Origin of the sequence: Clostridium sp. AM43-3BH (assembly GCF_003479985.1) — a bacterium.
Lineage (GTDB): Bacteria > Bacillota > Clostridia > Lachnospirales > Lachnospiraceae > Otoolea > Otoolea fessa.
In genome coordinates this window covers 725,136-748,355 of record NZ_QUIH01000001.1, presented here as the reverse complement: position 1 = coordinate 748,355, position 23,220 = coordinate 725,136, and the positions used below count along the sequence as shown (strand labels likewise).

15 protein-coding genes are annotated in these 23,220 nt (G+C 50.8%); 12 read left to right on the top strand and 3 right to left on the bottom strand.

From position 1 onward, the window contains the following. Window positions 1-178: 178 nt before the first annotated feature. From DW931_RS03180 to DW931_RS03165, 4 genes are all read left to right on the top strand, one after another. Window positions 179-3,757: a DUF5717 family protein gene (locus DW931_RS03180; protein WP_118482475.1), complete on the top strand. Its 3,579-nt coding sequence runs from the start codon at window positions 179-181 to the stop codon at window positions 3,755-3,757. Window positions 3,758-3,784: 27 nt separating this feature from the next. After that, complete coding sequence (locus tag DW931_RS03175) at window positions 3,785-5,005, top strand: DUF5716 family protein (RefSeq protein WP_118468758.1); 1,221 nt, start codon at window positions 3,785-3,787, stop codon at window positions 5,003-5,005. Next, entirely contained in the window at window positions 5,002-5,814 is an 813-nt protein-coding gene (locus tag DW931_RS03170) for a hypothetical protein (protein ID WP_118468756.1), read from the top strand. The genes DW931_RS03175 and DW931_RS03170 overlap by 4 nt, the downstream gene beginning before the upstream one ends. Before the next feature lie 85 nt (window positions 5,815-5,899). Next, a complete protein-coding gene (locus DW931_RS03165) occupies window positions 5,900-6,628 on the top strand; it encodes a histidine phosphatase family protein (protein WP_117795673.1) in 729 nt (242 codons plus the stop codon). A gap of 71 nt (window positions 6,629-6,699) precedes the next feature. Here the strand turns inward: DW931_RS03165 and DW931_RS03160 are convergent, their stop codons facing one another. Further along, on the bottom strand, window positions 6,700-7,710 hold the full coding sequence (locus DW931_RS03160) for a nucleoid-associated protein (protein ID WP_118482474.1): 1,011 nt from the start codon (window positions 7,708-7,710) through the stop codon (window positions 6,700-6,702). A gap of 7 nt (window positions 7,711-7,717) precedes the next feature. Beyond that, window positions 7,718-9,433 (bottom strand): CvpA family protein, encoded by a 1,716-nt coding sequence (locus tag DW931_RS03155; protein ID WP_243015359.1) that lies wholly within the window; start codon window positions 9,431-9,433, stop codon window positions 7,718-7,720. A gap of 250 nt (window positions 9,434-9,683) precedes the next feature. Here DW931_RS03155 and secG point away from each other — a divergent pair, with 250 nt between their 5' ends. The 4 genes from secG to hcp all read left to right on the top strand — a co-directional run bounded on the left by secG (window position 9,684) and on the right by hcp (window position 15,139). Next, a complete protein-coding gene (gene secG / locus DW931_RS03150) occupies window positions 9,684-9,920 on the top strand; it encodes a preprotein translocase subunit SecG (RefSeq protein WP_107000428.1) in 237 nt (78 codons plus the stop codon). A 721-nt stretch (window positions 9,921-10,641) separates the two neighbouring features. Then, window positions 10,642-12,747, top strand: a complete 2,106-nt coding sequence (gene rnr, locus DW931_RS03145) for a ribonuclease R (protein WP_118556066.1) — start codon at window positions 10,642-10,644, stop codon at window positions 12,745-12,747. Window positions 12,748-12,796: 49 nt separating this feature from the next. Then, on the top strand, window positions 12,797-13,261 hold the full coding sequence (gene smpB, locus DW931_RS03140; RefSeq protein WP_022358767.1) for an SsrA-binding protein SmpB: 465 nt from the start codon (window positions 12,797-12,799) through the stop codon (window positions 13,259-13,261). A gap of 285 nt (window positions 13,262-13,546) precedes the next feature. Further along, window positions 13,547-15,139 (top strand): hydroxylamine reductase, encoded by a 1,593-nt coding sequence (gene hcp / locus DW931_RS03135; protein ID WP_182426653.1) that lies wholly within the window; start codon window positions 13,547-13,549, stop codon window positions 15,137-15,139. A 303-nt stretch (window positions 15,140-15,442) separates the two neighbouring features. Here hcp and DW931_RS03130 read toward each other — a convergent pair whose 3' ends face one another. Next, a complete protein-coding gene (locus DW931_RS03130) occupies window positions 15,443-16,822 on the bottom strand; it encodes an MATE family efflux transporter (RefSeq protein WP_118468752.1) in 1,380 nt (459 codons plus the stop codon). A gap of 237 nt (window positions 16,823-17,059) precedes the next feature. Here DW931_RS03130 and DW931_RS03125 point away from each other — a divergent pair, with 237 nt between their 5' ends. The 4 genes from DW931_RS03125 (at window position 17,060) to DW931_RS03110 (ending at window position 23,190) form a co-directional block, all read left to right on the top strand. Further along, entirely contained in the window at window positions 17,060-17,296 is a 237-nt protein-coding gene (locus DW931_RS03125) for a hypothetical protein (RefSeq protein ID WP_022360338.1), read from the top strand. A 344-nt stretch (window positions 17,297-17,640) separates the two neighbouring features. Then, window positions 17,641-18,456: a ZIP family metal transporter gene (locus tag DW931_RS03120; protein ID WP_243036899.1), complete on the top strand. Its 816-nt coding sequence runs from the start codon at window positions 17,641-17,643 to the stop codon at window positions 18,454-18,456. A 485-nt stretch (window positions 18,457-18,941) separates the two neighbouring features. Continuing rightward, window positions 18,942-20,861, top strand: a complete 1,920-nt coding sequence (locus DW931_RS03115) for a DNA gyrase subunit B (RefSeq protein ID WP_118468750.1) — start codon at window positions 18,942-18,944, stop codon at window positions 20,859-20,861. An 85-nt stretch (window positions 20,862-20,946) separates the two neighbouring features. Next, window positions 20,947-23,190, top strand: coding sequence for a DNA topoisomerase (ATP-hydrolyzing) (locus tag DW931_RS03110; protein ID WP_118468748.1), 2,244 nt, complete (start codon window positions 20,947-20,949; stop codon window positions 23,188-23,190). Window positions 23,191-23,220: the final 30 nt, after the last annotated feature.

Here is a 23,220-nt window from a genome sequence, read left to right as displayed (position 1 = left end):
AACGATAGCGCTTGTTTCTATAAAAATGCCGGATGGGCAATCAGCGAAATTCTCCAATTCCCTGATGTAAATGCAGACAAAATATGGTATGATATAAGGTGCGAGATTTCGAACCGACGGAACTGTGGGAAGACGAAGCAGTTACCGGGACAGGATAATGAAACGGCAGGTGATAGGAATGAAAGAGAAAATTAACCGGCTGGCGAAGGGAATCATCGATTCGGAACAGCCGAAGATGACCTGGTCGCCTGAAAAGATAGATGAGACGCTGCGGATGAATACCCTGATGCAGAGAAATTTATGGATCGGGAGCGAAAATGGATTAAGTGTGAAGGGATTTGTGTATTCCTCGAACCTGCGGGTGCGGATTCCGGGGGATAACAATTCGTTTGGCGGACTCAGGTGCCGGATCGTATATGAAGTGGACACTTCGTTCCTGACGGCAGGCGACACGATCACGGGTTCTTTTTATCTGGTGACAAACTGCGGGGAAGAGGAGATTCCGTATGAGTTTCACGTCGAGGTGGCAGACGCCGGGAAGACTTTAGGTGATCTGAAAACGGCGGAAGATTTTCTGCGCGTCGCGGAAAATGATATGGAGACGGCGCTCCGGCTTTTGGAGTACCCGGATTTTGTGGAAGTGCCGTTTATGCAGGATCTGCATGTGCGGGCACTCTATGACGGCCTGAAGGGGCACGGCAGTCGGGCAAATTTTATGGAAGAATTTCTGGTTGGACTGGGCGTGAAAAAGCCGGTCGGTCTGACGATTCCGGGCAGGGCGCGCGTATATGCCGAGCTGGCTGAGAATGCCGAGGACACGATCGAGATCCGGATGGATAACTGGGGCAGTGTGTACCTGGAGGTGACGGCAGACGGCGAGTTCCTCCATCTGCCGAAGAAGAGTGCGACGCAGGCGGATTTTGAAGATGGTCTGCTCCGTCTTCCGGTACGGATTCTGGCGGAACGGCTGCATGCCGGAAAGAATTTCGGTGCCGTCCTGATTCACACTGCCAGAGAAACAGTGCGGATCCCGATCGAGGCATCGGCTGCCGATGCGGGCGGATGCGACCGGGCACATATGTCATTCCAGAAAGAGCTTGGAAATTATCTGACTGCCCGTCTGGCGTATGAAAATGGGATCGGCGGCACGGAGGCGGTTCACCAGATGCAGCGGGAGCTAGATCTGATGAAAATGACGCACTATGACGCGGGACTGCGGCTTTTGCAGGCGGAATTATACCTTTTGACTGATCGGCGCGAGAAAGCGCAGACGATTTTAAAGGAACTGCAGGATTCAGCGGCGCTTAAAATATCGGGCGACCGGAAGCTTAACTGCCTGTACCGCTATCTGTACGTGACGCTGACCGGCAATGCCGAGCAGAAGGATACTTTGATCCGCCTGCTGCAGCAGTATGCGTCGGAGGAGACGGGCAGCAGCCTGTTTTATTATCTGATGCTTCTGCGTCTGGATGAGGAACTGCAGAAAAATCCGGTTACGGTGCTGATCAGCATGGAGCAGGAGTTTAAGGACGGCTGTCACAGCCCATTCCTCTATGCGGCGGGACTGAAACTTCTGGAGAGTGATCCGATCCTTTTAGACAATGCGGGCAATTTTGAGCTTCATGCCCTGTACTATGGGGCACGCCGGAAAATCATCAGCCGCGAGCTGGCACTGGCGGCGGTCCGGGTGATGCGTGCGTCCCGTTCGTACCGGGAGTTTTACAGACGCCTTTTGACGGAACTTTACGGGCTGTATCCGGAGACGGAGATTCTGGAGGCGCTCTGTGCAATGCTGATCCGGGGAGACTGCCGGGAGACAGCCTGTTTTGAATGGTATAGCCGGGCGCTGGAGGCAGATTTGAGTCTGACGCGCTTGTATGAATATTATTTATATGCGATGCCGGAGAATTATGACCGCCTGATGTCGCGTGAGGTATTTTTATACTTTTCGTATTCGGCAAATTTGGATGCGGGGTCACTGGCGAAGCTTTATGCGAACCTTCTTACATATGGAACGCCGGATTCGGATATTTATCGGATGTACGAGCGGGCGATGGAAGAGTTTGCGGTGGATCAGCTTTTCAAGGAACGGATAGACGGTGCCCTGGCGGTCCTGTACCGGAAATTGATCTATCCGGAACTGATCGATACGCAGATGGCGCGTGTCCTGCCGGGGATTTTGAAATCCTGCCGGGTAGAATGCCGGGAACCGGCGATGAAATACGTGGTGGTGTGCCATGAGGAGCAGATGACGGAGGACGCGTATGTGCTGAACGAGGGCACGGCGTATGTGCCGCTGTTTTCGGAGCGCGATCTGGTTCTATTCCAGGATGAAAATGAGACGCGGTATGCGCGGGTAAATTGCGCCATCCAGCCGGTATTTACGGATATGGAGGAACTTTTACAGACCTGTTTTGAAATGAATCCGATGCATCCGTTCCTCTTTATGAATGCGTGTGCAAAAGCCTGTCGCAAGGAGGTGCTGACCGGGGACGATGCGATCCTTTTGGAGCACGCGGATCAGAAGATGGAGCTGCACCCGCTGTTTAGGGCAAAGGTGCTGTCAGCGATCGTGCGGTATTATAAGAGGATGGCGGATGGGATTGAGGATGCGAAAAAGGATGGAAGTGTTTCATACCTTCTGAGTCTTGACAAGGACCAGCTGACGCGGGATGAGAGAAACGGCGTCTGCGGGACGCTGATCCGGTGCGGGCATTTCAGCGAGGCGTATGAGATGGTGTGTCGGTATGGTCAGGAAGGTCTGCCGGTCAATCTGCTGCTGCGGCTTTGCGGGAGAATACTGCTTCAAAATCTCTTTGACCGGGATGACCACCTGCTTTATCTGACCTGGTATGTCTTTGAACATGAGAAGCCGGACAGTGTGATTCTCGATTATCTCTGCGAACATTTCAACGGTACGGTGGACCAGATGTACCGCGTCCTGATGCAGGGACTGCGGCTCCGGGTGGAGACGTATGATCTGGAGGAACGGCTGGTGGCGCAGATGCTCTTTACCGGCAATACAGCAAAGTTAGACCGGGTGTTCGAGCTTTATGCGTCACGCAAGAAAACAGGGGAAAATATCGTGCGCGCGTATTTCACGGTCAAGAGCGTGGAATATTTTCTGGAAAACCGTCCGACGGACGACAAGGTGTTCGCATTTTTGGAGGGTGCTGTGCAGGGAAGCTCTGATCGGGAGCGGATCCCGGATATTTATCTGCTGGCGCTGACAAAGTATTATGCGACGCTGCCGGAGCTTTCGGAGGAACAGCGGCGCCTGTGCCAGTCGGTGGTGGATGTGCTTTTAGATGCGGGCATGATTTTTGCCTATTTTAAGGATCTGGCGCGGTTTATCCATATCCCGGGCAATATTTTAGATAAAGAAATCATCGAGTATCACGGAAACCGGGCGGTGCGCCCGTATCTGCGGCTGCGGATTCTGCCGCAGGAGGAAGAGTTCCACTATGAGGAAATGCGTCTCGTTTACCGGGATATTTACATCCGTGAAAAGGTGATTTTTGAGGGCGAGACGCTGGAATATCAGATCGAAGAGGAAGAGGACGGCGTCCGGAAGACGAAAGAAAAGGGAGAGATTTCCTGCCGGGAGATTCCGGGGCGCAGCCGGGAAAGCCGGTTTGCGGCGCTCAATGAGATGAGTCTTTCTTTAAAAGTAAATAACGAGACGGCGCTTCGGGAAAAGATGCGGGAGTACCAGAAGAGAGATGCGGCGGTAAGCGCACTTTTCCCGATCGTCTGAGGAAAGGGACAGACGGACAAACGATAGATGAATGGACTTATAATTGGCATGGATCTGTGCGATTCATGCACACATATATCCTGTCAGGGTCAGGATACGCTCTGGTCTTTTCCGACCCGGATCGGAAAAGAACCGGATTCGGATGTCTGGCGGGTGGCAGAGGAGAGTGCCGGGGGCGCGTTAGAGGGCATGGTAGTGGAAGATAAGCTGCTTTCCCTGGCGATGAAGGACGGCACCGCCACGATCGACGGTGTCCGCTACGAGGGCTTATATCTGCTGAAAATGTTCCTGAAACAGGTGCTTGCGATTCCCAGACAGGCGTCCGGAAAAGAAGAGATAGAAAACCTGGTGATCACGGTGCCAAAGCTTGAGGTAAAGCTGCTGGACTGCCTGATGTATTGTGCCGATTTTCTGGAAATCGACCGGAGCCGGGTGCATGTGATCAGTCACGCGGAGAGCTTTGTATATTACGTGATGAGCCAGAAACGGGAAGTCTGGAGCAACCAGGTGGGAATGTTTGAACTTTCGGAGAATGGTCTTCATTATTATGAATTGAGAGTGCAGCGCGGGCTGCGCCAGATGCAGGTGGTCGCGGATCAGGAGGAACTGGAGGAGTCGTTTCACTTAAATGTGCTGGACAGCGACGCGGGCATCCAGATGGCAGACCGGATTCTTTCCTCCTGTGCGGAACGGCTGCTGCAGAAGCGCCTGTTTTCAGCGATCATCCTGACAGGAAGGGGATTTGCACAGACGGACTGGGCGTCAGATTTTATGCAGCAGATCTGCAAACGGCGCCGTGTATTTGCGGAGATGGATGTATTTACCCGAGGGGCGCTGATCCGCTCGGAAGATCTCTGTGAGGCACATAGTGCGTACCATTTTACCTGTATCTGTGAGGGGCGGCTGAAAACAACGGTTTCCTTAAAGATTCAGGAGCGTGAAAAAGAGGGACAGCTGGTGCTGGCATCCGCCGGGGACAGCTGGTATGAGACGAAAATGACGGCGGAATTTATTGTGTCGGGCACGCCGGAGGTGGAATTTTCACTCCAGCCGCTGGAACCGCGCAAAAAGAAGACGGTGAAGATTCCGCTTGAGGGATTCCCGAAACGCCCGGACCGGACGACCCGGATCGAGATGGCATTTGGATTTACCGGGGAAGACAGGATGATCGTCATGATACGTGATTTGGGATTTGGAGAATTATTTCCGGCGACAAACCGGATGATTAAACAAGAGGTTTCATTATGAGTCTGATACTTTGCCGGCAGGAGCCGGTTCGACATCCTTTTTACATAGAACGGCTGGGCGTCCATATCGCATCGTCGCAGGAGCTGTGTTATATCATTTATCAGAATCCGCTTCTGGTGCTGGATGGTTTTGTGGACGACCGCCTGATTGAGTTTATCCGTTCGGAGCTGGGGCTTTCGTTTCTGGCTGGCAAACTGGAGGCATGGCAGAGGAGCGGCGAGAATCAGGACGAGCTGCCGATTGTGATTTTGCAGGAGTGCTGTTATTATACGGCGAAGGAGATTGCAGCGTACCGCCAGAAATTGGCGGCATTTCGCAAAATGAATGCGGCGGAGTTCCGGAAGGAGACGGCGGATTACTATTTCCGCCTGCGGCAGTTTGGGACGGCGATCTATTACTACAACCGGATTCTGGAGGACTGGCGGGTCAAATCACTGACGGACGAATTTACCGCGAAGATCTGGAACAATATCGGGGCGGCATATGCCGGGATTTTCTGGTTTGAGAAAGCGTTTACCGCTTATGAAATGGCGTACAATTTCGACAAGAGCCCAGAGATGCTGAAGCACCTGTACCAGCTTGCTTTGATTGACCCGAAGCTGGAACTTAAGGAGCGCCACGCGGCTGCGATGACGCCGGAACAGAAGGAGATCTGGAAACGGGAACTCGACGAGGCGAACCGGACCGCGGAGAAGTGCGGGAATGTCCGCATGGTCGAGACGATGTTTGACCGCAATCCGGTCCGGCGGATGGAGAGTGCGGGAGAGCTTCTGAATGGGTGGAAGCAGGAGTATCGGAAGATGCTCTAATTTTGCCCGCGCCCAGATACATCCTTTGGTCATGAGCACCGCGCTTTTTGGTTTTGTAACATTTCTTTACGAAAGGAGTATTCCTATGCGCCTTCTGATTGTCCGCCATGCGGATCCTGATTACTCGATTGATTCCCTGACACCGGCTGGCTGGGAGGAAGCAAAGCTTCTGGCAGACCGTCTGGCGCCGATTCCGGTGGCGGCTTATTATGTATCGCCGCTGGGGCGTGCGAAGGACACGGCGTCCCTGACCTTAAAAAAAGCCTGCCGCACGGCAGAAACCTGCAGCTGGCTGCGTGAATTTGCCCCGCAGGCGGTACATCCGGGAAAGGATTCCGGGCACTGTGTCTGGGACTGGCTGCCGGATGCGTGGATGGCGGAGCCGAAGTATTTTGATAAGGATCACTGGCATGAAACAGAAGTCTTTCAGAACGCCCATGTAAAAGAAGAGTACGACTGGGTGACTGGAGAGCTTGACCGGCTGCTCAGACGGCACGGATATGTGAGAAATGGATTGTTTTACCAGGCCGTGGCACCGAATGAGGACACGATTGTGTTATTCTGTCATTTTGGCGTCGAGTGCGTCCTGCTTTCCCATCTTTTAAATATCTCTCCGATGCAGCTCTGGCACGGAACCTGTGCGGCACCGTCGTCGGTGACGGTGCTCTATACAGAAGAGCGCCGCTCCGGCGTTGCATCCTTCCGCATGAGCCGTTTTGGGGATGTTTCTCATCTGTATGCGGGTGGACGCGAGCCGTCGTTTGCGGCGCGGTTCTGTGAGGTGTATACACGGTTTGACCAGCGGCATGACTGATGGACGTTCGACTTGAACATTATGTATCGCTATCATTTCACTCAGCGGACAAATAAATTTTGTGTGAGACGCTATTTACTGCTCAACACCCCTATATTTTTAATCAACACCGAGATTGTCCCGTCCATGTTGGTGATAAACTCCACATGGTCGGGATTTCTGTATTCTTCCATCGGGATCGAGATCTCGATGCCGGTGTCAGTGTACAGCTTCTGTTTCTGGAATTTCTTGATCGTCTGCTCATTTTTCGGCGCGACCGTCTCGTAGGAGAGGTTGTAGCGGTCGAGTTTTTCATCCAGCTCCTCGAGCATCTCCGGGCTTCCGGGAAATACTTTTTCGCGCAGTTCGGATACCTTGATTTCGCCCTGTTCCTCTAATTCATTACAGATAATGTCTTTGATTTCCATCTTTTTCTGTGCATCCTCGTCGCCGTAATATTTTTTGGCAACCTGATCGACGGCGCGGGTGACGATGTCGAGCTTGGATTTCTGGGAGAGCGGGGCGCGGCATTCGAGGAAGAGCTCGGAGAAATAGAAGCATTTTTCGCCGTTGACCTCATATTTTTTCTCAGCCAGAATCAGGGAGCCGTCGGAGAGATCGAGGACAAACGCCTCGGAGAGGCGCTGTCCCTGTCCCGGAAGCAGTGCGCGCTGTAAAATGATCTCGTTGCTGTTGCCGCCGTCCGTTTCCCTGGTCTGATGTGTGTAGGAGGTCTTGTAGTTCATCTTTAAGAATGCCAGATAATCCTTGCCCTTGCAGCCGAACACGGTCATCGCCACATCGGCGGCTGGAATGTCAATATTCGCATTCATGATGTCGTAGAGGCGCTCGGCGAGCTGTTTGCTCGTCTCGACGAAATTATCCGGGGTGCAGTTTTGCAGCAGCTCTTTGACCTCGGATCCTTCTGCAAATGTACAGTGCTTGACATCGTCACTTTCCGTTATTTTCTCGATATGCGCTTTCAGGAAGTCGGAGAAATCGGGTCCGACCTCCATGCTCTGGTCGGAGAGAACCGGGATTCCCACCGAAGAATCGAGGATGTGTACGATGGCTGCCTTTAAAATCATATCTTCACTTTTCAATGTTATCTTACCTCCAGGTTATAACTTCTTTTGTAGAACCATTCTCGACGCACTCAAAGGAAACGGAGTCGCCCGCCTGCACGAACGGAAGCCGCTCGGAAACGGTGATCGCAGCGGTGTAGACGCTGTCGGTGCGGTCATCGGTCAGCGTGAAATAGTAGTAGGTGTTACCGGAAACGACGACATTCTCGATCGCCTCGACCGTGCCGGAGACAGTTTCGCTTGCCGCTGGTTCCTTGGCAGTCGGATCTTCGATTTCCTCCTGTCCCAGCGTCTCACGGTAATTGCGCTTCGCCTCATCGATCGTCTGTCCGGTGCCGACGATCTGGTACTGCGCGACATCGACGAACGCATACATTTTCACAAGCCCTGCAGCATCTTTCAGGGAAATGAAATATGCCGGTCGTCCGGAAATATTTAAGAGAAGCGGGAAGGTCGCACTGTAATTTAAGTGCTGCACCTGTCCGCGCGCGGAATCCATTGCGGCGAGCTCGGTGGCGCCCGGAACGGTGTAAAATTTCGTTTCTTTCGTCCGCAGGTTGACGAGGACGAAGCCAATGTTCGACTCATCTGAGGTTACAGAGCTCATGCCGGTGTACAGCCACACATCGTCGTCGATGGCGAGATAGTTGTAGCCGTAGGTCGTCCGACGCACGCCGCGCTGACCGAAGATAGAGTTTAAATAACCATTCTGGAATCTGCCGTTGTCGTCGAGCTGTTCCATGATGAGGTTCGAATCATAGAGCTGGTCGATCCACTGCGGGACATCCGCCTTGGCGTACCACTTAGATTCGCCGGTCTCAGCATTGACGAGGATCGCGCCGTCGATGTCCTTGCCGCTCCACCAGCCGATCCGGTAGGCGATGGTCGGCGCCACCCAGTATGGGTTTCCATCGTCGTCGATCTCGAAGGAGACCGTCTCAAACATCCGTGTTGGGTAGCAGAAACGGATGTAGCGGTTGATATTGCGGAAGAAATATTCACTGGTGGAATACTTCATGCCGGAGGACAGCCAGACGAGATCGGTATTCTGATCGACCATATTGACAGCAATGTATGCCGGAAGTCCCTTCTTCTGGTTGTACAGCCACTTGATCGGGTCGGCATAGCGCAAAGGCGTCACGCGGTACGGTGTCCCCTTGTAGTTGATCTGTGTGTAATTTTCCTGAATCTCAAACTGGGAGACCAGGTCGGTCATCTCACCGAGCTTTTTGCTTCCGAGCCGGGAGGCGGTATCCTTATCAACGACCGGGATCTGCGACATGCCAAGTTCTGCGACATCTGAGGCAAAATCGCCCTCGGTAACGGTGATTAGATCGCGGTAGCGGGACGCATTAAAAAGCTGGATGCCCGCCGCGGAGGCGATCAGGGAAAAGAAGATCAGGACAGCGATCGCGATTGTGCCATATTTGCACGGGCGTCCCATCGCCTTAAAACCGGCAAACGGACTGCCGGAGGCGTCGGCGTACTTGCGCCGCAGAACCATCCGCCCGGTCACAGGGTCGCGCACGATCTCAACGCCGCGGTTTTGCTGCACTGTTTTTAGGAATATGAGAATGCTTTCCATAAAGTTGACTGCCAGTACAATCAGAATGCAGATAATCAGAAATACGATGAAATCGTGATCGTGCAGGTTGATGGCTGGCATCATGGTGTAGAATACCAGAAAAATAAGGACGGCAGAGAGAAACAGACGCCCAAACGCCGAAGTGAATTTTTTCAAAATAGAACCCTCCTGACTCGTTTTATGATAAAAAATAGCTGTTCCCATGAAAAAAAGGATTTCGCTGATTGTAAATGTGATAGAACTCTATTGTATCGCACGACGGGAGATAAAATCAAGCCCGGTAACGGAATTTGCCGTGGCTTCGCATTTAAATACGGCAAATTCCCGGGTTGAAGTCGGGAAAAAAACAGTTGTCCTTCCGCCGAAAATATGCTATGATTACTATGTTTATTCAGGAGGTGCGAAGATGATCAAGACGATCCTTACGATCATATTTATTATTATCTGTGTATTCCTGTCGGCGGTAATCCTACTGCAGGAGGGCAAATCGGCAGGTCTGTCCGGTTCCATCGGCGGTATGGCTGACAGCTACTGGGGCAGAAATAAAAGCCGTTCTATGGAAGGAAAGCTGGAGAAGCTGACCAAATATGCTGCAATTCTGTGGCTGATCCTTGCATTAGTTTTGAATTTGAAATTCCTGTAAGGAACCTTTAAGAGGCTGTCGCGTGGCAGCGGGCTCTGTTTCCTGAATCTGATATTTGCCGGTGGTTTCCGAGCAGATGCAGGGGTGAGAGGCAGAGAGCGCTGGACGTGGCAGCTTTTTTTCATAGGAAATGGCGCGAGAATGTGAATTAAGAAAGAGAAGTGAGATAGATTTGAACATATTTGATAAAATCATGGAAAAAATAAAGAGAAGCGAGGCTCAGAAATACGCAAAACAGCAGAAGCGCCAGGCGCAGATGCAGAGTGCGGCAGCTTCACAGAAAGAGGAAGGACAGAAAATGCCGGAAAATCGCAGGAGAGAAAGAGAGGCGTTTGAAAAACGTCAGCAGACGGAGATGAAGCTTTCGGATGAGATGCTGGAGACGATCCGGAAAAATGCAGAACAGCGGTTTGCGATGCGGAAAGAAGAAGCGCGGGAAGAGAAAATGTCCGGAGAAGACCGGGAGAGCAGCGTACAGCGCCAGATTGACGGGGATGGGCTGATCGGCGAGTGGGAAGAGAGGTACGGAAAAAAGAAGAAAAAACCGGAGCGTGCGAAAGGTCCGAAAGAGGAATCGGTGCGCCAGAAAAAGGATAAAGCGGGAAAGAAAGACCGTGATCGAAAGCTTGAGCGTGAGATGGATAAGAAGCGCGAAAAGCGCGGCAAGAAGGAGCGTGAGGATGCTGGCGTTTCCGAGGAGGAGTTTACCCGCCGCTGCAAGATGATTCAGGATGTCATGAATGAACCGGCATACGTGCCGATGAAGCTGAAGGAGCTGGCACTTCTTTTAAATATTCCGAAGGAACAGCGCCGGGAGCTGCAGCGGGTTATCGATCATCTGCTGGAAGAGGGAAAAATCAGCATGTCCCGCAAGGGCAAGCTGGGACGCCCGGAGACATTTTCAGAGGCAGGTATTTATTCGGGACACCCGAAGGGCTTCGGTTTCGTGACAATCGAGGGACGTGAGCAGGATGTGTTCGTTCCGCGTGAAAAAACAAAGGGCGCGATGCACGGCGATAAGGTGCTGGTTGTGATTGAGCAGGAGAGCGACGGCGGACGCAGAGCTGAGGGAAGTATCGTGCGGATCCTGGAGCACGCTAATCAGGAGCTGGTCGGTCTGTATGAGAAAAACGGCGGTTTCGGCTTTGTGATCCCGGACAATCCACGGATTTCACGCGACATTTTCATCCCGCAGGGGTGTGACGCGGGCGCAGTGACCGGTCATAAGGTCATCGTGAAGATCAAGGATTACGGAAACAGCCCGGATAAGAAGCCGGAGGGCGTGATCACCAGCATTCTCGGACATATGAACGATCCGGGAGTCGATATTTTATCCATCGTGAAAGCATACGGTCTGCCGGAAGAATTTTCGCCGGAGGTCATGGCACAGCTTGAAGAGATCCCGGATGCCGTCCGCGAGGAGGACAAGGCGGGACGCAAGGATCTGCGTGAGCTGCCGACAGTCACGATCGATGGTGAGGAAGCGAAGGATCTCGATGATGCGATCACGCTGGAAAAGACGGAGCAGGGCTACCGGCTCGGTGTACACATTGCGGATGTGACCCATTATGTCCGCGAGGGCAGCCCGCTTGACCGCGAGGCATTAAAGCGCGGAACGAGCGTGTATCTGACCGATCGCGTCATTCCGATGCTGCCGCATAAACTTTCAAACGGTATCTGTTCCCTGAATCAGGGCGAGGATCGCCTGGCGCTGAGCTGTATCATGGAAATCAATGACAAAGGCGTCGTGATCGGACATGAGATTGCAGAGACATTGATCCGCGTCGATCGCCGGATGACGTATACGGCGGTCAATGCGATCATCACGGATGATGATGCAGAGACAAAGGAGAAATATAAGGAATTTGTGGATTTATTCCTGCAAATGAAAGAACTTTCGCAGCTTCTCCGAAAGAGACGCCAGGAGCGCGGTGCGATCGACTTCGACTTTCCAGAGAGCAAGATTTTACTCGACGCCAAAGGACGCCCGATCGAGATCAAGCCGTATGAGCGCAACGCGGCGACGAAGCTTATCGAGGATTTCATGCTGATGGCAAATGAGACGGTAGCCGAGGACTATTATTGGCAGGAAATTCCGTTCCTCTACCGAATCCATGAGAAACCGGATGAGGAGAAGATGGCGAAACTCGGCACGTTCATCAACAATTTCGGATATACATTGCGGATGCCGGGCGGCGAAATCCACCCGAAAGAGCTGCAAAAGCTGCTTGAAAAGATAGAGGGCACGCCGGAGGAGGCATTGCTCAGCCGTTTGACGCTGCGCTCCATGAAACAGGCGAAATATTCGACCTTGAACTCCGGTCATTTCGGATTGGCGGCGAAATATTATACTCATTTCACCTCCCCGATCCGCCGTTATCCGGATCTGCAGATCCACCGGATCATCAAAGAATGCCTCCACGGCAATATGGATGCGCGAAAAACCGCCCATTTTGAGAAAATCCTGCCGGAAGTGGCAGTCCAGACCTCGGCCCTGGAGCGCCGCGCTGACGAAGCCGAGCGCGAAACCGATAAGATGAAGAAAGTCCAGTACATGGAACATTACATCGGAGAAGAATTCGAGGGAGTCATTTCCGGTGTCACCAACTGGGGCTTCTATGTTGAGCTGCCGAACACGGTTGAAGGATTAGTTCATGTCAACGAACTGCGCGGCGACTATTTCGTATTTGACGAAGCACATTATGAGCTGGTCGGAGAGATGACTAGAAAGACGTACAAGCTCGGTCAGACCATCCGCGTCCGCGTGACGGCCTGCGACCGGTATGCGAGGACGATTGATTTTATGCCGGCGGTGTACTGGAAGTAGGGGATTGTAAAATAAGATGTAAAAAGTAGAGAGGGAAAGAGGAATTAAAATGGGAGCAGGAATCAAGATGGTGGCGAACAATAAGAAAGCCTACCATGATTATTTTATTGATGATAAATTCGAAGCCGGGATCGAGTTATTCGGCACCGAGGTTAAATCGATCCGCATGGGTAAATGCAGCATCAAGGAAGCATTTATCAAGATCGAGAGCGACGGTCAGGTGTATGTATTCGGCATGCATATCAGTCCATATGAGAAGGGAAATATCTTTAATAAAGATCCGCTGCGTGTGCGGAAACTCCTTCTTCACAAATTGGAGATCCGCCGCCTGATGTCGAAGATCAAAGAAAAAGGATACACGCTGGTACCGCTGCAGGTTTATTTTAAAGGAAGTCTCGTAAAAGTGGAGATTGGTCTGGCACGTGGTAAGAAGCTGTATGATAAGAGAGATGATCTGGCGAAAAAGGATGCGAAGCGGGAGATTGACCGGGCGTTTAAGGCGAGACAGAAATAAAAGAAAAGATTCCATCTATGTACCGACTTCCAAATGTTAGACCTAAAAATCTAACGATTGGAGGTCGGTATTTTTACGGCTAAATATTCTTTTGAACTTAAAATTCTGTTTCGTTGTAAAAACAACTGAATTTCTGCCGGTATTTTTTTATAATACGCTTGTAAAGCTGAGAAAGACAAAAAGCCGGCAGCCTGGAAGTGCGCGAATGTGTTCTTGAACGTGAGGGTGCCGCAGGTTAGAAATAATGGCAGTTGATTGCAGAACAACGAAAAGGAGTTATAAAGTATGGAGCGGAAAATGTTTTGTTACCAGTGTGAGCAGACGGCAGGCTGTACGGCCTGTACCGGCAATGCCGGTGTGTGCGGCAAGAGAGCGGACACCGCCAGGCTGCAGGATAAGCTGACGGGTGCGCTGATTGGCCTTGCAAGAGCGACGGAAGGCAATGAATACCTGATTACCGGGGATACCAGCAGGCTTGTATTGGAAGGATTGTTTACCACGGTAACAAATGTGAATTTTAACAATGACACCATCACTGAATTGATCCGGCGGGTTGAAAAAGAGAGAGAACGCCTGGTGCCTGATTGTTTCGTGTGCACGGTCTCCTGCGGCAAAAATAACAATTATGATATGAATAATCTCTGGGAGGCAGACGAGGATGTCCGTTCTCTGAAATCGCTGATTTTGTTCGGAATCCGCGGCGTTGCGGCGTATGCTTACCACGCGGCCGTTCTGGGATATACCGATGACACGATCAATCGCTTCTTTTTTAAGGCGCTCTTTGCGATTGGCATGGATGACTGGGGCATGGACGAGCTGCTTCCGATTGTCCTGGAAGTGGGTGAAATCAACCTCAAGTGCATGGCGCTTCTGGATCGAGCCAACACCGAAACTTATGGAAATCCTGTTCCGACGCAGGTGTCTCTGACCGTGGAGAAAGGCCCGTTTATCGTTATCAGCGGCCATGATTTATACGATTTAAAACAGCTCCTTGAGCAGACGAAAGATAAGGGCATCAACATCTACACTCACGGTGAAATGCTTCCGGCGCACGCTTATCCGGAACTGAAAAAGTATCCTCACCTGAAGGGCAATTTCGGCACGGCATGGCAGAACCAGCAGAAGGAATTTGCAGATATTCCGGCTCCGGCTCTCTTTACGACGAACTGCCTGATGCCTCCGAAAAAGAGCTATGCCGACCGGGTGTTTACGACGGAAGTCGTATCTTATCCGGAAATGGTACACATCGGCAAAGAGAGAGATTTTACGCCGGTTATTGAAAAGGCACTTTCACTGGGTGGTTATCCTGAGGATATGCATTTTACAGGCATAAACGGCGGCAAAACAGTCATGACTGGATTTTCCCACCATGCGGTTCTTTCAGTGGCGGATACGGTCATCGATGCCGTTAAATCGGGAGCCATCAAACATTTCTTTCTGGTCGGCGGATGTGACGGTGCCAAGCCGGGACGCAATTATTATACCGAATTTGTAAAGCAGACACCGGCAGACAGCATTGTTCTGACCCTTGCCTGCGGCAAATACCGGTTCAATGATCTGGATCTGGGTACGATTGGCGGTCTTCCGAGAATAATGGATATGGGACAGTGCAACGACGCTTACAGCGCCATCAAGGTTGCGGTGGCACTGGCAGAAGCATTTGACTGCGGTGTCAACGATCTGCCGCTTTCCATGGTGCTCTCCTGGTATGAGCAGAAAGCAGTGTGTATCCTGCTGACACTGCTTCATCTGGGGATCAAAAATATTCTCCTCGGACCGTCCCTTCCGGCATTTATCTCTCCGAATGTGCTGCAGTATCTGGTGGAAAATTATAACATTGCACCGATCAGCACACCGGAGGAGGATCTGCACAGATGATATTGGGCGCGAGTGCAAAAGCCCCGATCGAGGGGGACAATTGTACGTCTCTATTCTTTTGTAACGTGCAGCTATGAATTTGACAATGCTCGGACGATTCTGTATGCGTATGAGACAACGGAATAATTAAGCGGATATTCGATGAAAAAGGAAATAGATAAAAAGAAGTCGTGATAATATAATAAGGACGCAGAACCGCCGCAAAAAAGTATAAATAAAAAGGCAGCTATAAAACAGATAAAGAAATTCAAAGAAATATCTGTTTTACAGCTGCTTTTTATTTACAGGCTTGTGCGATATATTTTAAACTGCTTCCTGTTTCTGCAGTTTCGTCAATTTCCGCCAGATGGTAAAAAGCATCGTTCCAAAGCAGGCAATTCCGCCGATAAAGTTGGAAATTGGTTCGGCGGCGAATACGCCGTTGGTGCCCATTCCGAACATACCTGGTAGCAGGATTGTCAGCGGAACGACGATGATTACTTTTCGGAAAATAGAGAAAAAGATCGCTTTTTTTGATTCTCCCAGACCGACGAAAATCGACTGTCCGGAGAATTGGAGCGACATCATAAAGAATCCGAAAAAGTATAAGCGGATCGCCGGAATACCTGCCGCAATGAGTTCTGCATCCTGATTAAAAATGCGGATAAAGAATGCTGGGAAACCATCGACGATCAGCCAGATACCGGTCGTATATAAAATTGCAATAAAAGAGGTAAAGACGATTGCCTTTTTAACGCGGCCGTATTCTTTTGCCCCATAATTGAAACCGAGCACCGGCTGAGCGCTGTGGGTAACGCCGGTTACCGGAAGAGTTGCAATTTCACGGATGGAGTTGATAACGGTCATAACACCGACGTAGAGATCGCCGCCGTATACCTGTAAGGTTGCGTTGCACATGATCTGGACGGTGCAGTTGGTGATCGCCATCGTGAAACCGGACAGACCGAGTCCGACGATTTTCCGGACCCTCCGTGCGGAAAGGCGCATCGAAGAACGTCTCAGTTTCAGAATTGTTTTGTCACTGGTTAAAAACCGCAGAATCCAGATGGCAGAGAGAAGCTGCGACAGGATGGTGGCGAGCGCCGCGCCGCGGATTCCCATGTGAAGCATAAAGATAAAAATCGGGTCGAGCAGGATATTGGCGGCAGCGCCCAAAAGGACGGTCATCATGCCGATGCGCCCGAATCCCTGTGAATTGATGAACGAGTTCATGCCGAGTCCGACCATCACGAACAGGCTGCCGAGCAGATAGATTGTAATGTAGGCGTCCGCATATGGATAAGTAGCGTCGCTGGCTCCGAACAGATACAGCATTGGTTTGCGGAATATCAGGCAGAGTACGGTCAGAAGCATACCGGAAATAACCATCATGGAGAAGGAATTTCCCATGATCGCCTCGGCTTCTTTGATATCCCCGCGTCCGCGCTCAATTGAGCAGAGCGGCGCGCCGCCCATGCCAAACAGGTTGGCAAATGCGATGACGAGCGTGATGATCGGCAGCGAAAGCCCGATGCCGGTCAAAGACAGGGTGGCATGATCGGGTATGCGTCCGATGTAGATGCGGTCAACGATGTTGTACAGGACATTGATAAGCTGCGCCAACGTCATCGGGATCGCGAGATTCATGATATTTTTAACGATACTTCCTTTGGAAAAATCGTTCTGTGTATTGGAAGCACTCATACAAACTCCTTTTTTCTTGCGTTTGGATACAATCTGATATTATAATAAGGAAAAAGAAATTTGTCCAGAGAGAAAGTCATTCAAAAGAGATTCAAAAAGGAAGTATATTATCAAAAAATGCGTTTTATTGAAATGGAGATTACTCGGATTGATGAAAAACTTGGTTTTTAAACGAATCGATATTGCACAAATAAGAGATTTGTGCTATTCTCAAAGAAAACGAAAGGGGTATGTATTATGCCGAGAGGACCGAAACGTTCTGCATTAGAAGTAAACAAAGAGAAGCTGGCAGCGGTAGAAGAGAAGCTGGCTAAATTAGAAGAAACCGTTAAAGCTCTGAAAGCAGAGAAAAAGGAATTAGCGGCTGAGATTCGTAAAGCTGAATTAAGCGAATTACTGGATGCGATCGAAGAGAGCAATTTAAGCGTAAACGATGTTCATGAGTTTATTAAACAGAATTCTGAGCAGAAATAAATTAAAAAGTGATAAATCATTGTATTCAAAGAATGAAAAGAGAACTGGAAATTAGGGACATCCTGATTTTTGGTTCTCTTTTTTTGTTTGCGGAAAGACGTTTGCAAACGAGAAACATATGAAAGAATGCCGATGTATAAACAGAGGGTTGTTTGAATCGGATTTGAGCCGGGATTGGCGGATGAAACCGCTTAATGATAAAAAGGAACCGTGCAAAAGAAAGGCGCATATGCTACAATAGGAATATTCAATCAGAGGAACTTGAGATGACTTCTTTGAACGACCCGGTACATCAAAGAGAAATAGAAGAAAAAAAACGAGGTTCCGGGAAAAGAACCGTTCAGATGTTTAAAAAGAAAAAGAAAGGAATGAATATGGATCAAAATACGCTTCTTGGGGTTTTGATTCCGTTTGTCGGTACGACGGCGGGAGCAGCCTGCGTCTTTTTTTTGAAAAATGAGTTAAAGCCGATCATCCAGAAAACGCTTCTGGGATTCGCATCGGGGGTGATGGTGGCGGCGTCGGTCTGGTCACTTTTAATTCCGTCGATGAATATGTGCGAAGCGATGGGGCATCTGGCATTTCTGCCGGCATCCATTGGTTTTATGGTGGGTATTCTGATGCTGCTTTTGCTGGATCGTGTGATCCCGCATCTGCATCTGGGAAGTGATGAGCCGGAGGGGCATGTGTGCGGGCTCAAGAAGACGACGATGCTGGTTCTGGCGGTCACACTTCACAATATCCCGGAGGGCATGGCGGTCGGAGTGGTATTTGCCGGATTCTTAGCAGAAAAGAGCGGTATCACGCTTGCAGCGGCGCTGGCGCTTTCGCTTGGAATCGCGATTCAGAACTTCCCGGAGGGAGCGATCATTTCCCTGCCGCTTCGGAGTGAGTCAGGGATGAGTCGGAAAAAGGCATTTGCGATGGGAACACTCTCCGGTATCGTCGAGCCGATCGGGGCGCTTGCGACGATCGCCGCGTACCGCTATCTGGAACCGGTTCTGCCGATTCTCCTGGCGCTTGCAGCAGGGGCGATGATTTACGTGGTTGTGGAGGAACTGATTCCAGAGTCGGCGCAGGGCAGTCATTCCGATATGGGAACGATCGGATTTGCGGTTGGATTTGTGTTGATGATGATTCTGGATGTGGCGCTGGGATAAAAGAAAGCAGGCAGTGCTGGCATGGAATCCGGTTGTCTGAAAAAAGCGAACATTTGTTCTGAAAAATGCGTTGCAAAATTTTTGAATTTATGTAATAATATTTGTAGCTGTTCAGTAGGTCCGCGCATTTACTGCGCTGACCGTACGAAAACATGGACCAGCAGGCAAAAATCCCATTGCCGCAGGCAATCTTTAATGGTTTTTTGCGTGTGACTGTGAAGGTACTGAACAGTTACTAATATTTTATAGTAAATGAGAACGGTTTACTACTTTTTCGCTAATGAAAAGTCTATAAAACAATGGCTGGCGGGTGTGATGCCAGAGAGTTAGAATGTTCTATTTGCATGATTTCAAAGTCATAAAATAAATACGTATTATAAGTGGAAGAAATCAGCTTGACCTGTGAAATAAAAGCTGCCGTTTGCATCACACGTGTAAATGGCAGCCAATATTATTCCCAGGTCGGGCACAGGAGGAATGAATCTATGGGTAAAACACAGTATGATGCGGACAGCATAACGGTCCTGGAGGGGCTGGAGGCTGTCCGTAAGCGTCCTGGTATGTATATAGGAAGTGTGGGAACGAAGGGACTGAATCACCTGATCTATGAGATCGTGGACAACTCGGTCGATGAGCACCTGGCGGGTGCCTGTTCCCAGATCCGCGTGACACTGGAGGCGGACGGCTCCTGCACCGTCCGGGACAATGGACGCGGTATTCCGGTGGAGATGCATAAAAAGGGTATGGCAGCGGAGCGGATTGTGCTCTCGACCTTGCACGCGGGCGGCAAGTTTGACAACAATGCGTACAAGACGAGCGGCGGTCTGCACGGTGTCGGTTCATCGGTTGTCAATGCCCTCTCAGCGCATCTGGAGGTCAATGTATATAAAAATGGACAGATCCATCACGATGCGTATGAGCGCGGCATCCCGACGGTTGAACTGATCGATGGTCTTCTGCCGGTGGTTGGAAAGACAAGAGAGACCGGAACGGAGATCAATTTCCTGCCGGATCCGGAGATTTTTGAGAAAACGCGGTTCAAGGCGGACTGGCTCAAGAGCCGCCTGCATGAGACGGCATATCTGAACCCGAAGCTGACGATTCTTTATGAGAATAAGCGGGCAGGCGAGGCTGAAAAGGTGACTTATTCGGAGCCGGACGGCATCGTGGCGTATGTGCGCGAGCTGAACAGCACGAAGACGCCGATTCATGATCCGATTTATTTTAAGGGCGTCAGCGACCAGATCGAGGTTGAAGTGGCGTTCCAGTTTGTCGATGCATTTGAGGAAAATGTACTCGGCTTCTGCAACAATATTTTCACACAGGAGGGCGGCACGCATCTGGCGGGCTTTAAGACGCGTTTTACCCAGATGATCAACAGCTATGCGAAAGAGCTGGGAATCCTGAAGGAAAAAGATACAAAATTTACAGGACCGGATACGAGAAACGGCATGACAGCGGTTGTGGCGGTCAAGCATCCGGATCCGATCTTTGAGGGGCAGACTAAGACAAAGCTGGCGAGTGCCGATGCGACAAAAGCGGTGTTCAGCGTGACAGGGGACGAGCTGCAGCTTTATTTTGATCGGAATTTAGAGGTGTTGAAGGCGATCATCGCCTGTGCGGAGAAATCTGCAAAGATCCGGAAGGCAGAGGAACGCGCCAAGACCAATATGCTGACGAAATCCCGTTTTTCCTTTGACAGCAACGGAAAGCTGGCAAACTGTGAGAGCCGCGAGGCGGAGAAGTGTGAGATTTTCATTGTCGAGGGAGATTCCGCGGGCGGTTCAGCCAAGATGGGACGAAACCGCCGCTATCAGGCGATCCTGCCGATCCGGGGCAAGATTTTAAATGTGGAGAAAGCTTCGATGGACAAGGTGTTGGCGAATGCCGAGATCAAGACGATGATCAATGCGTTCGGCTGCGGCTTTTCGGAAGGATATGGCAATGATTTCGATATTGCGAAGCTGCGTTACCACAAGATCGTCCTGATGACGGATGCCGATGTGGACGGAAGCCATATTGATACGCTGCTTCTGACTTTCTTATACCGTTTTATGCCGGAATTGATTCAGAACGGGCACGTATATATTGCGATGCCGCCGTTATTTAAGGTGATTCCGAAAAAGGGAAAAGAAGAGTATCTATACGATGAGAAAGCATTGGAGCGCTACCGCAGAACCCACACAGGGGAATTTACCCTGCAGCGCTACAAAGGTCTGGGCGAGATGGATGCGGAACAGCTCTGGGAGACGACGTTAAACCCGGAGAACCGTGTGCTCAAGCGTGTGGAGATCGAGGATGCCCGGATGGCGTCGGAGATCACGGAGATGCTGATGGGAAGCGACGTGCCGCCGAGACGGCAGTTTATCTACGATCACGCGGATGAGGCGGAGATAGATGCTTAATAGAAAGATTATGAGTAACTGTGAAGGCACTGAACAGTTACGATTATGAAAGTATATGACAGGAATTTAGGAGATAGAAAATAGAATGGCTGAAACGATCATTACGACAGAATATTCAGAGGAAATGCAGCGCAGCTATATGAACTACTCGATGAGTGTCATCACGGCCCGCGCCATCCCGGATGCGAGGGATGGTTTGAAACCGGTACAGCGCCGCGTCCTTTACGATATGGGGGAGCTGCATCTGGGGCACGACAAGCCGCACCGGAAATCGGCGCGTATCGTCGGTGATACGATGGGTAAATACCACCCGCACGGCGACAGTTCGATCTATGAGACGCTGGTCGTGCTTTCCCAGAGCTTTAAGAAGGGAATGCCGCTGGTAGACGGACATGGAAACTTTGGTTCCATCGAGGGCGACGGGGCGGCGGCGATGCGTTACACGGAGGCGCGTCTCCAGAAGTTTGCGGAGGAAGTGTATTTAAAGGATCTGGACAAGACCGTCCGGTTTGTGCCGAACTACGATGAGACGGAGAAAGAGCCGGAGGTTCTGCCGGTCCGCGTGCCGAATCTGCTGATCAACGGTGCCGAAGGAATTGCGGTCGGCATGAGCACCAGCATTCCGCCGCACAATCTGGGCGAGGTCATCGATACGGTGATGGCGTATATCGATCAGCCGGAGATGGAGACGGAAGCGCTTCTGAGCGTCTTAAAGGGACCGGATTTCCCGACCGGCGGCATCATTGCGAATAAGAGTGAACTTCCGGCGATCTATGAGACAGGAACGGGGCGCATCAAACTGCGTGCCCGGATGGAGGTGGAGCTTGGAAAACGCCGTTCTGACCGGGACAAGCTGGTGATCACGGAGATTCCGTACACGATGATCGGCGCTGGCATCAATAAATGTCTGTCGGATATCGCAGATCTGGTTGAGTCCAAGAAACTTGCCGATGTGGTGGATATTTCCAACCAATCGAATAAAGAAGGAATCCGGATTGTTCTGGAACTCAAGAAAGACGCGGATATTGAGAAAATCCAGAATATTTTGTATAAAAAGACAAAACTGGAGGATACGTTCGGTGTCAATATGCTGGCGATCGCGAATGGACGTCCGGAGACGCTGAATTTAAAGGGAATCTTAAAGAATTATCTGGATTTCCAGTATGAAAATAATACCCGCAAGTATCAGGTGCTTCTGGAAAAGGAGCAGGAGAAGAAGGAGATCAAGGAAGGTCTGATCACAGCCTGCGACTGCATCGATCTGATTATCGCGATCCTGCGTGGTTCGAAGAATCTGAAAGATGCGAAAGCCTGCCTGATGGAGGGCGATATTTCCAAAATCCAGTTCCGCACACCGGGATTTGAGGAAGATGCCAAGAAGCTTCATTTTACGGAGAAACAGGCATCTGCGATTCTGGAAATGCGTCTCTATAAACTGATCGGCCTGGAGATCTTGGCATTGCAGAAGGAGTACAAAGAGACACTTCGCAAGATCAAAGAATACCAGAAGATTCTCGGCAGCCGTGAGGCGATGGACGAGGTGATTAAAGAAGATCTGCAGTCAATCAAGGAAGAGTTTGCAGTGGAACGCCGGACGAAAATCGAGGATGGACGCGAGGCAGTGTATGACGAGGCGGCGGAGAGCGCCAGACCGGGCGTGTTCGTGCTGGACAAGTTTGGTTATTGCAAGATTCTGGAACCGTCGATCTACGAGCGGAACCGGGAGACAGTGGACACGGAGAATGTGTATGTACTGCCGTGCCATACGACGGATAAGATAGGATTGTTTACAGATCTGGGTGCATTCCATCAGGTGAAGGTGACTGAGATTCCCTTTGGAAAGCTGCGCGATAAGGGGGTGCCGATCGATAACCTGAGTAAATTTGATGCCACCAAAGAACGTCCGGTCTGTGTGGTGAATGCGGCGCAGTTAAAGGGACAGAAGCTATTATTTGCAACGAAGGATGCGATGATTAAGATCGTGCCCGGCGGGGAATTTGAGACAAATAACCGAACAGTGGCGGCGACCAAGCTGCAGGAGAATGATATGCTTCTCTCGGTACAGCCGGCGGACGGCATGAAAGAGGCGGTCATCCAGACGACCAGCGGTATCTTCCTGCGATTCCCGATCGAGGAGATATCGGAGATGAAGAAGAATGCGAAAGGTGTGCGCGGCATCAAGCTGGGGCGTACCGAGTCGCTGGAGACAATCCATCTGCTGGACGGCACTGAGGACGATCCGATCGTTATGTATAAAGAAAAACCGGTTCATTTGAGCCGTTTGAAAATAGGGCACCGCGATGGCAAGGGAAGCCGGGCGAGAAGCTAGAATCAAACAGAAAGATTCCGAGAGTACATT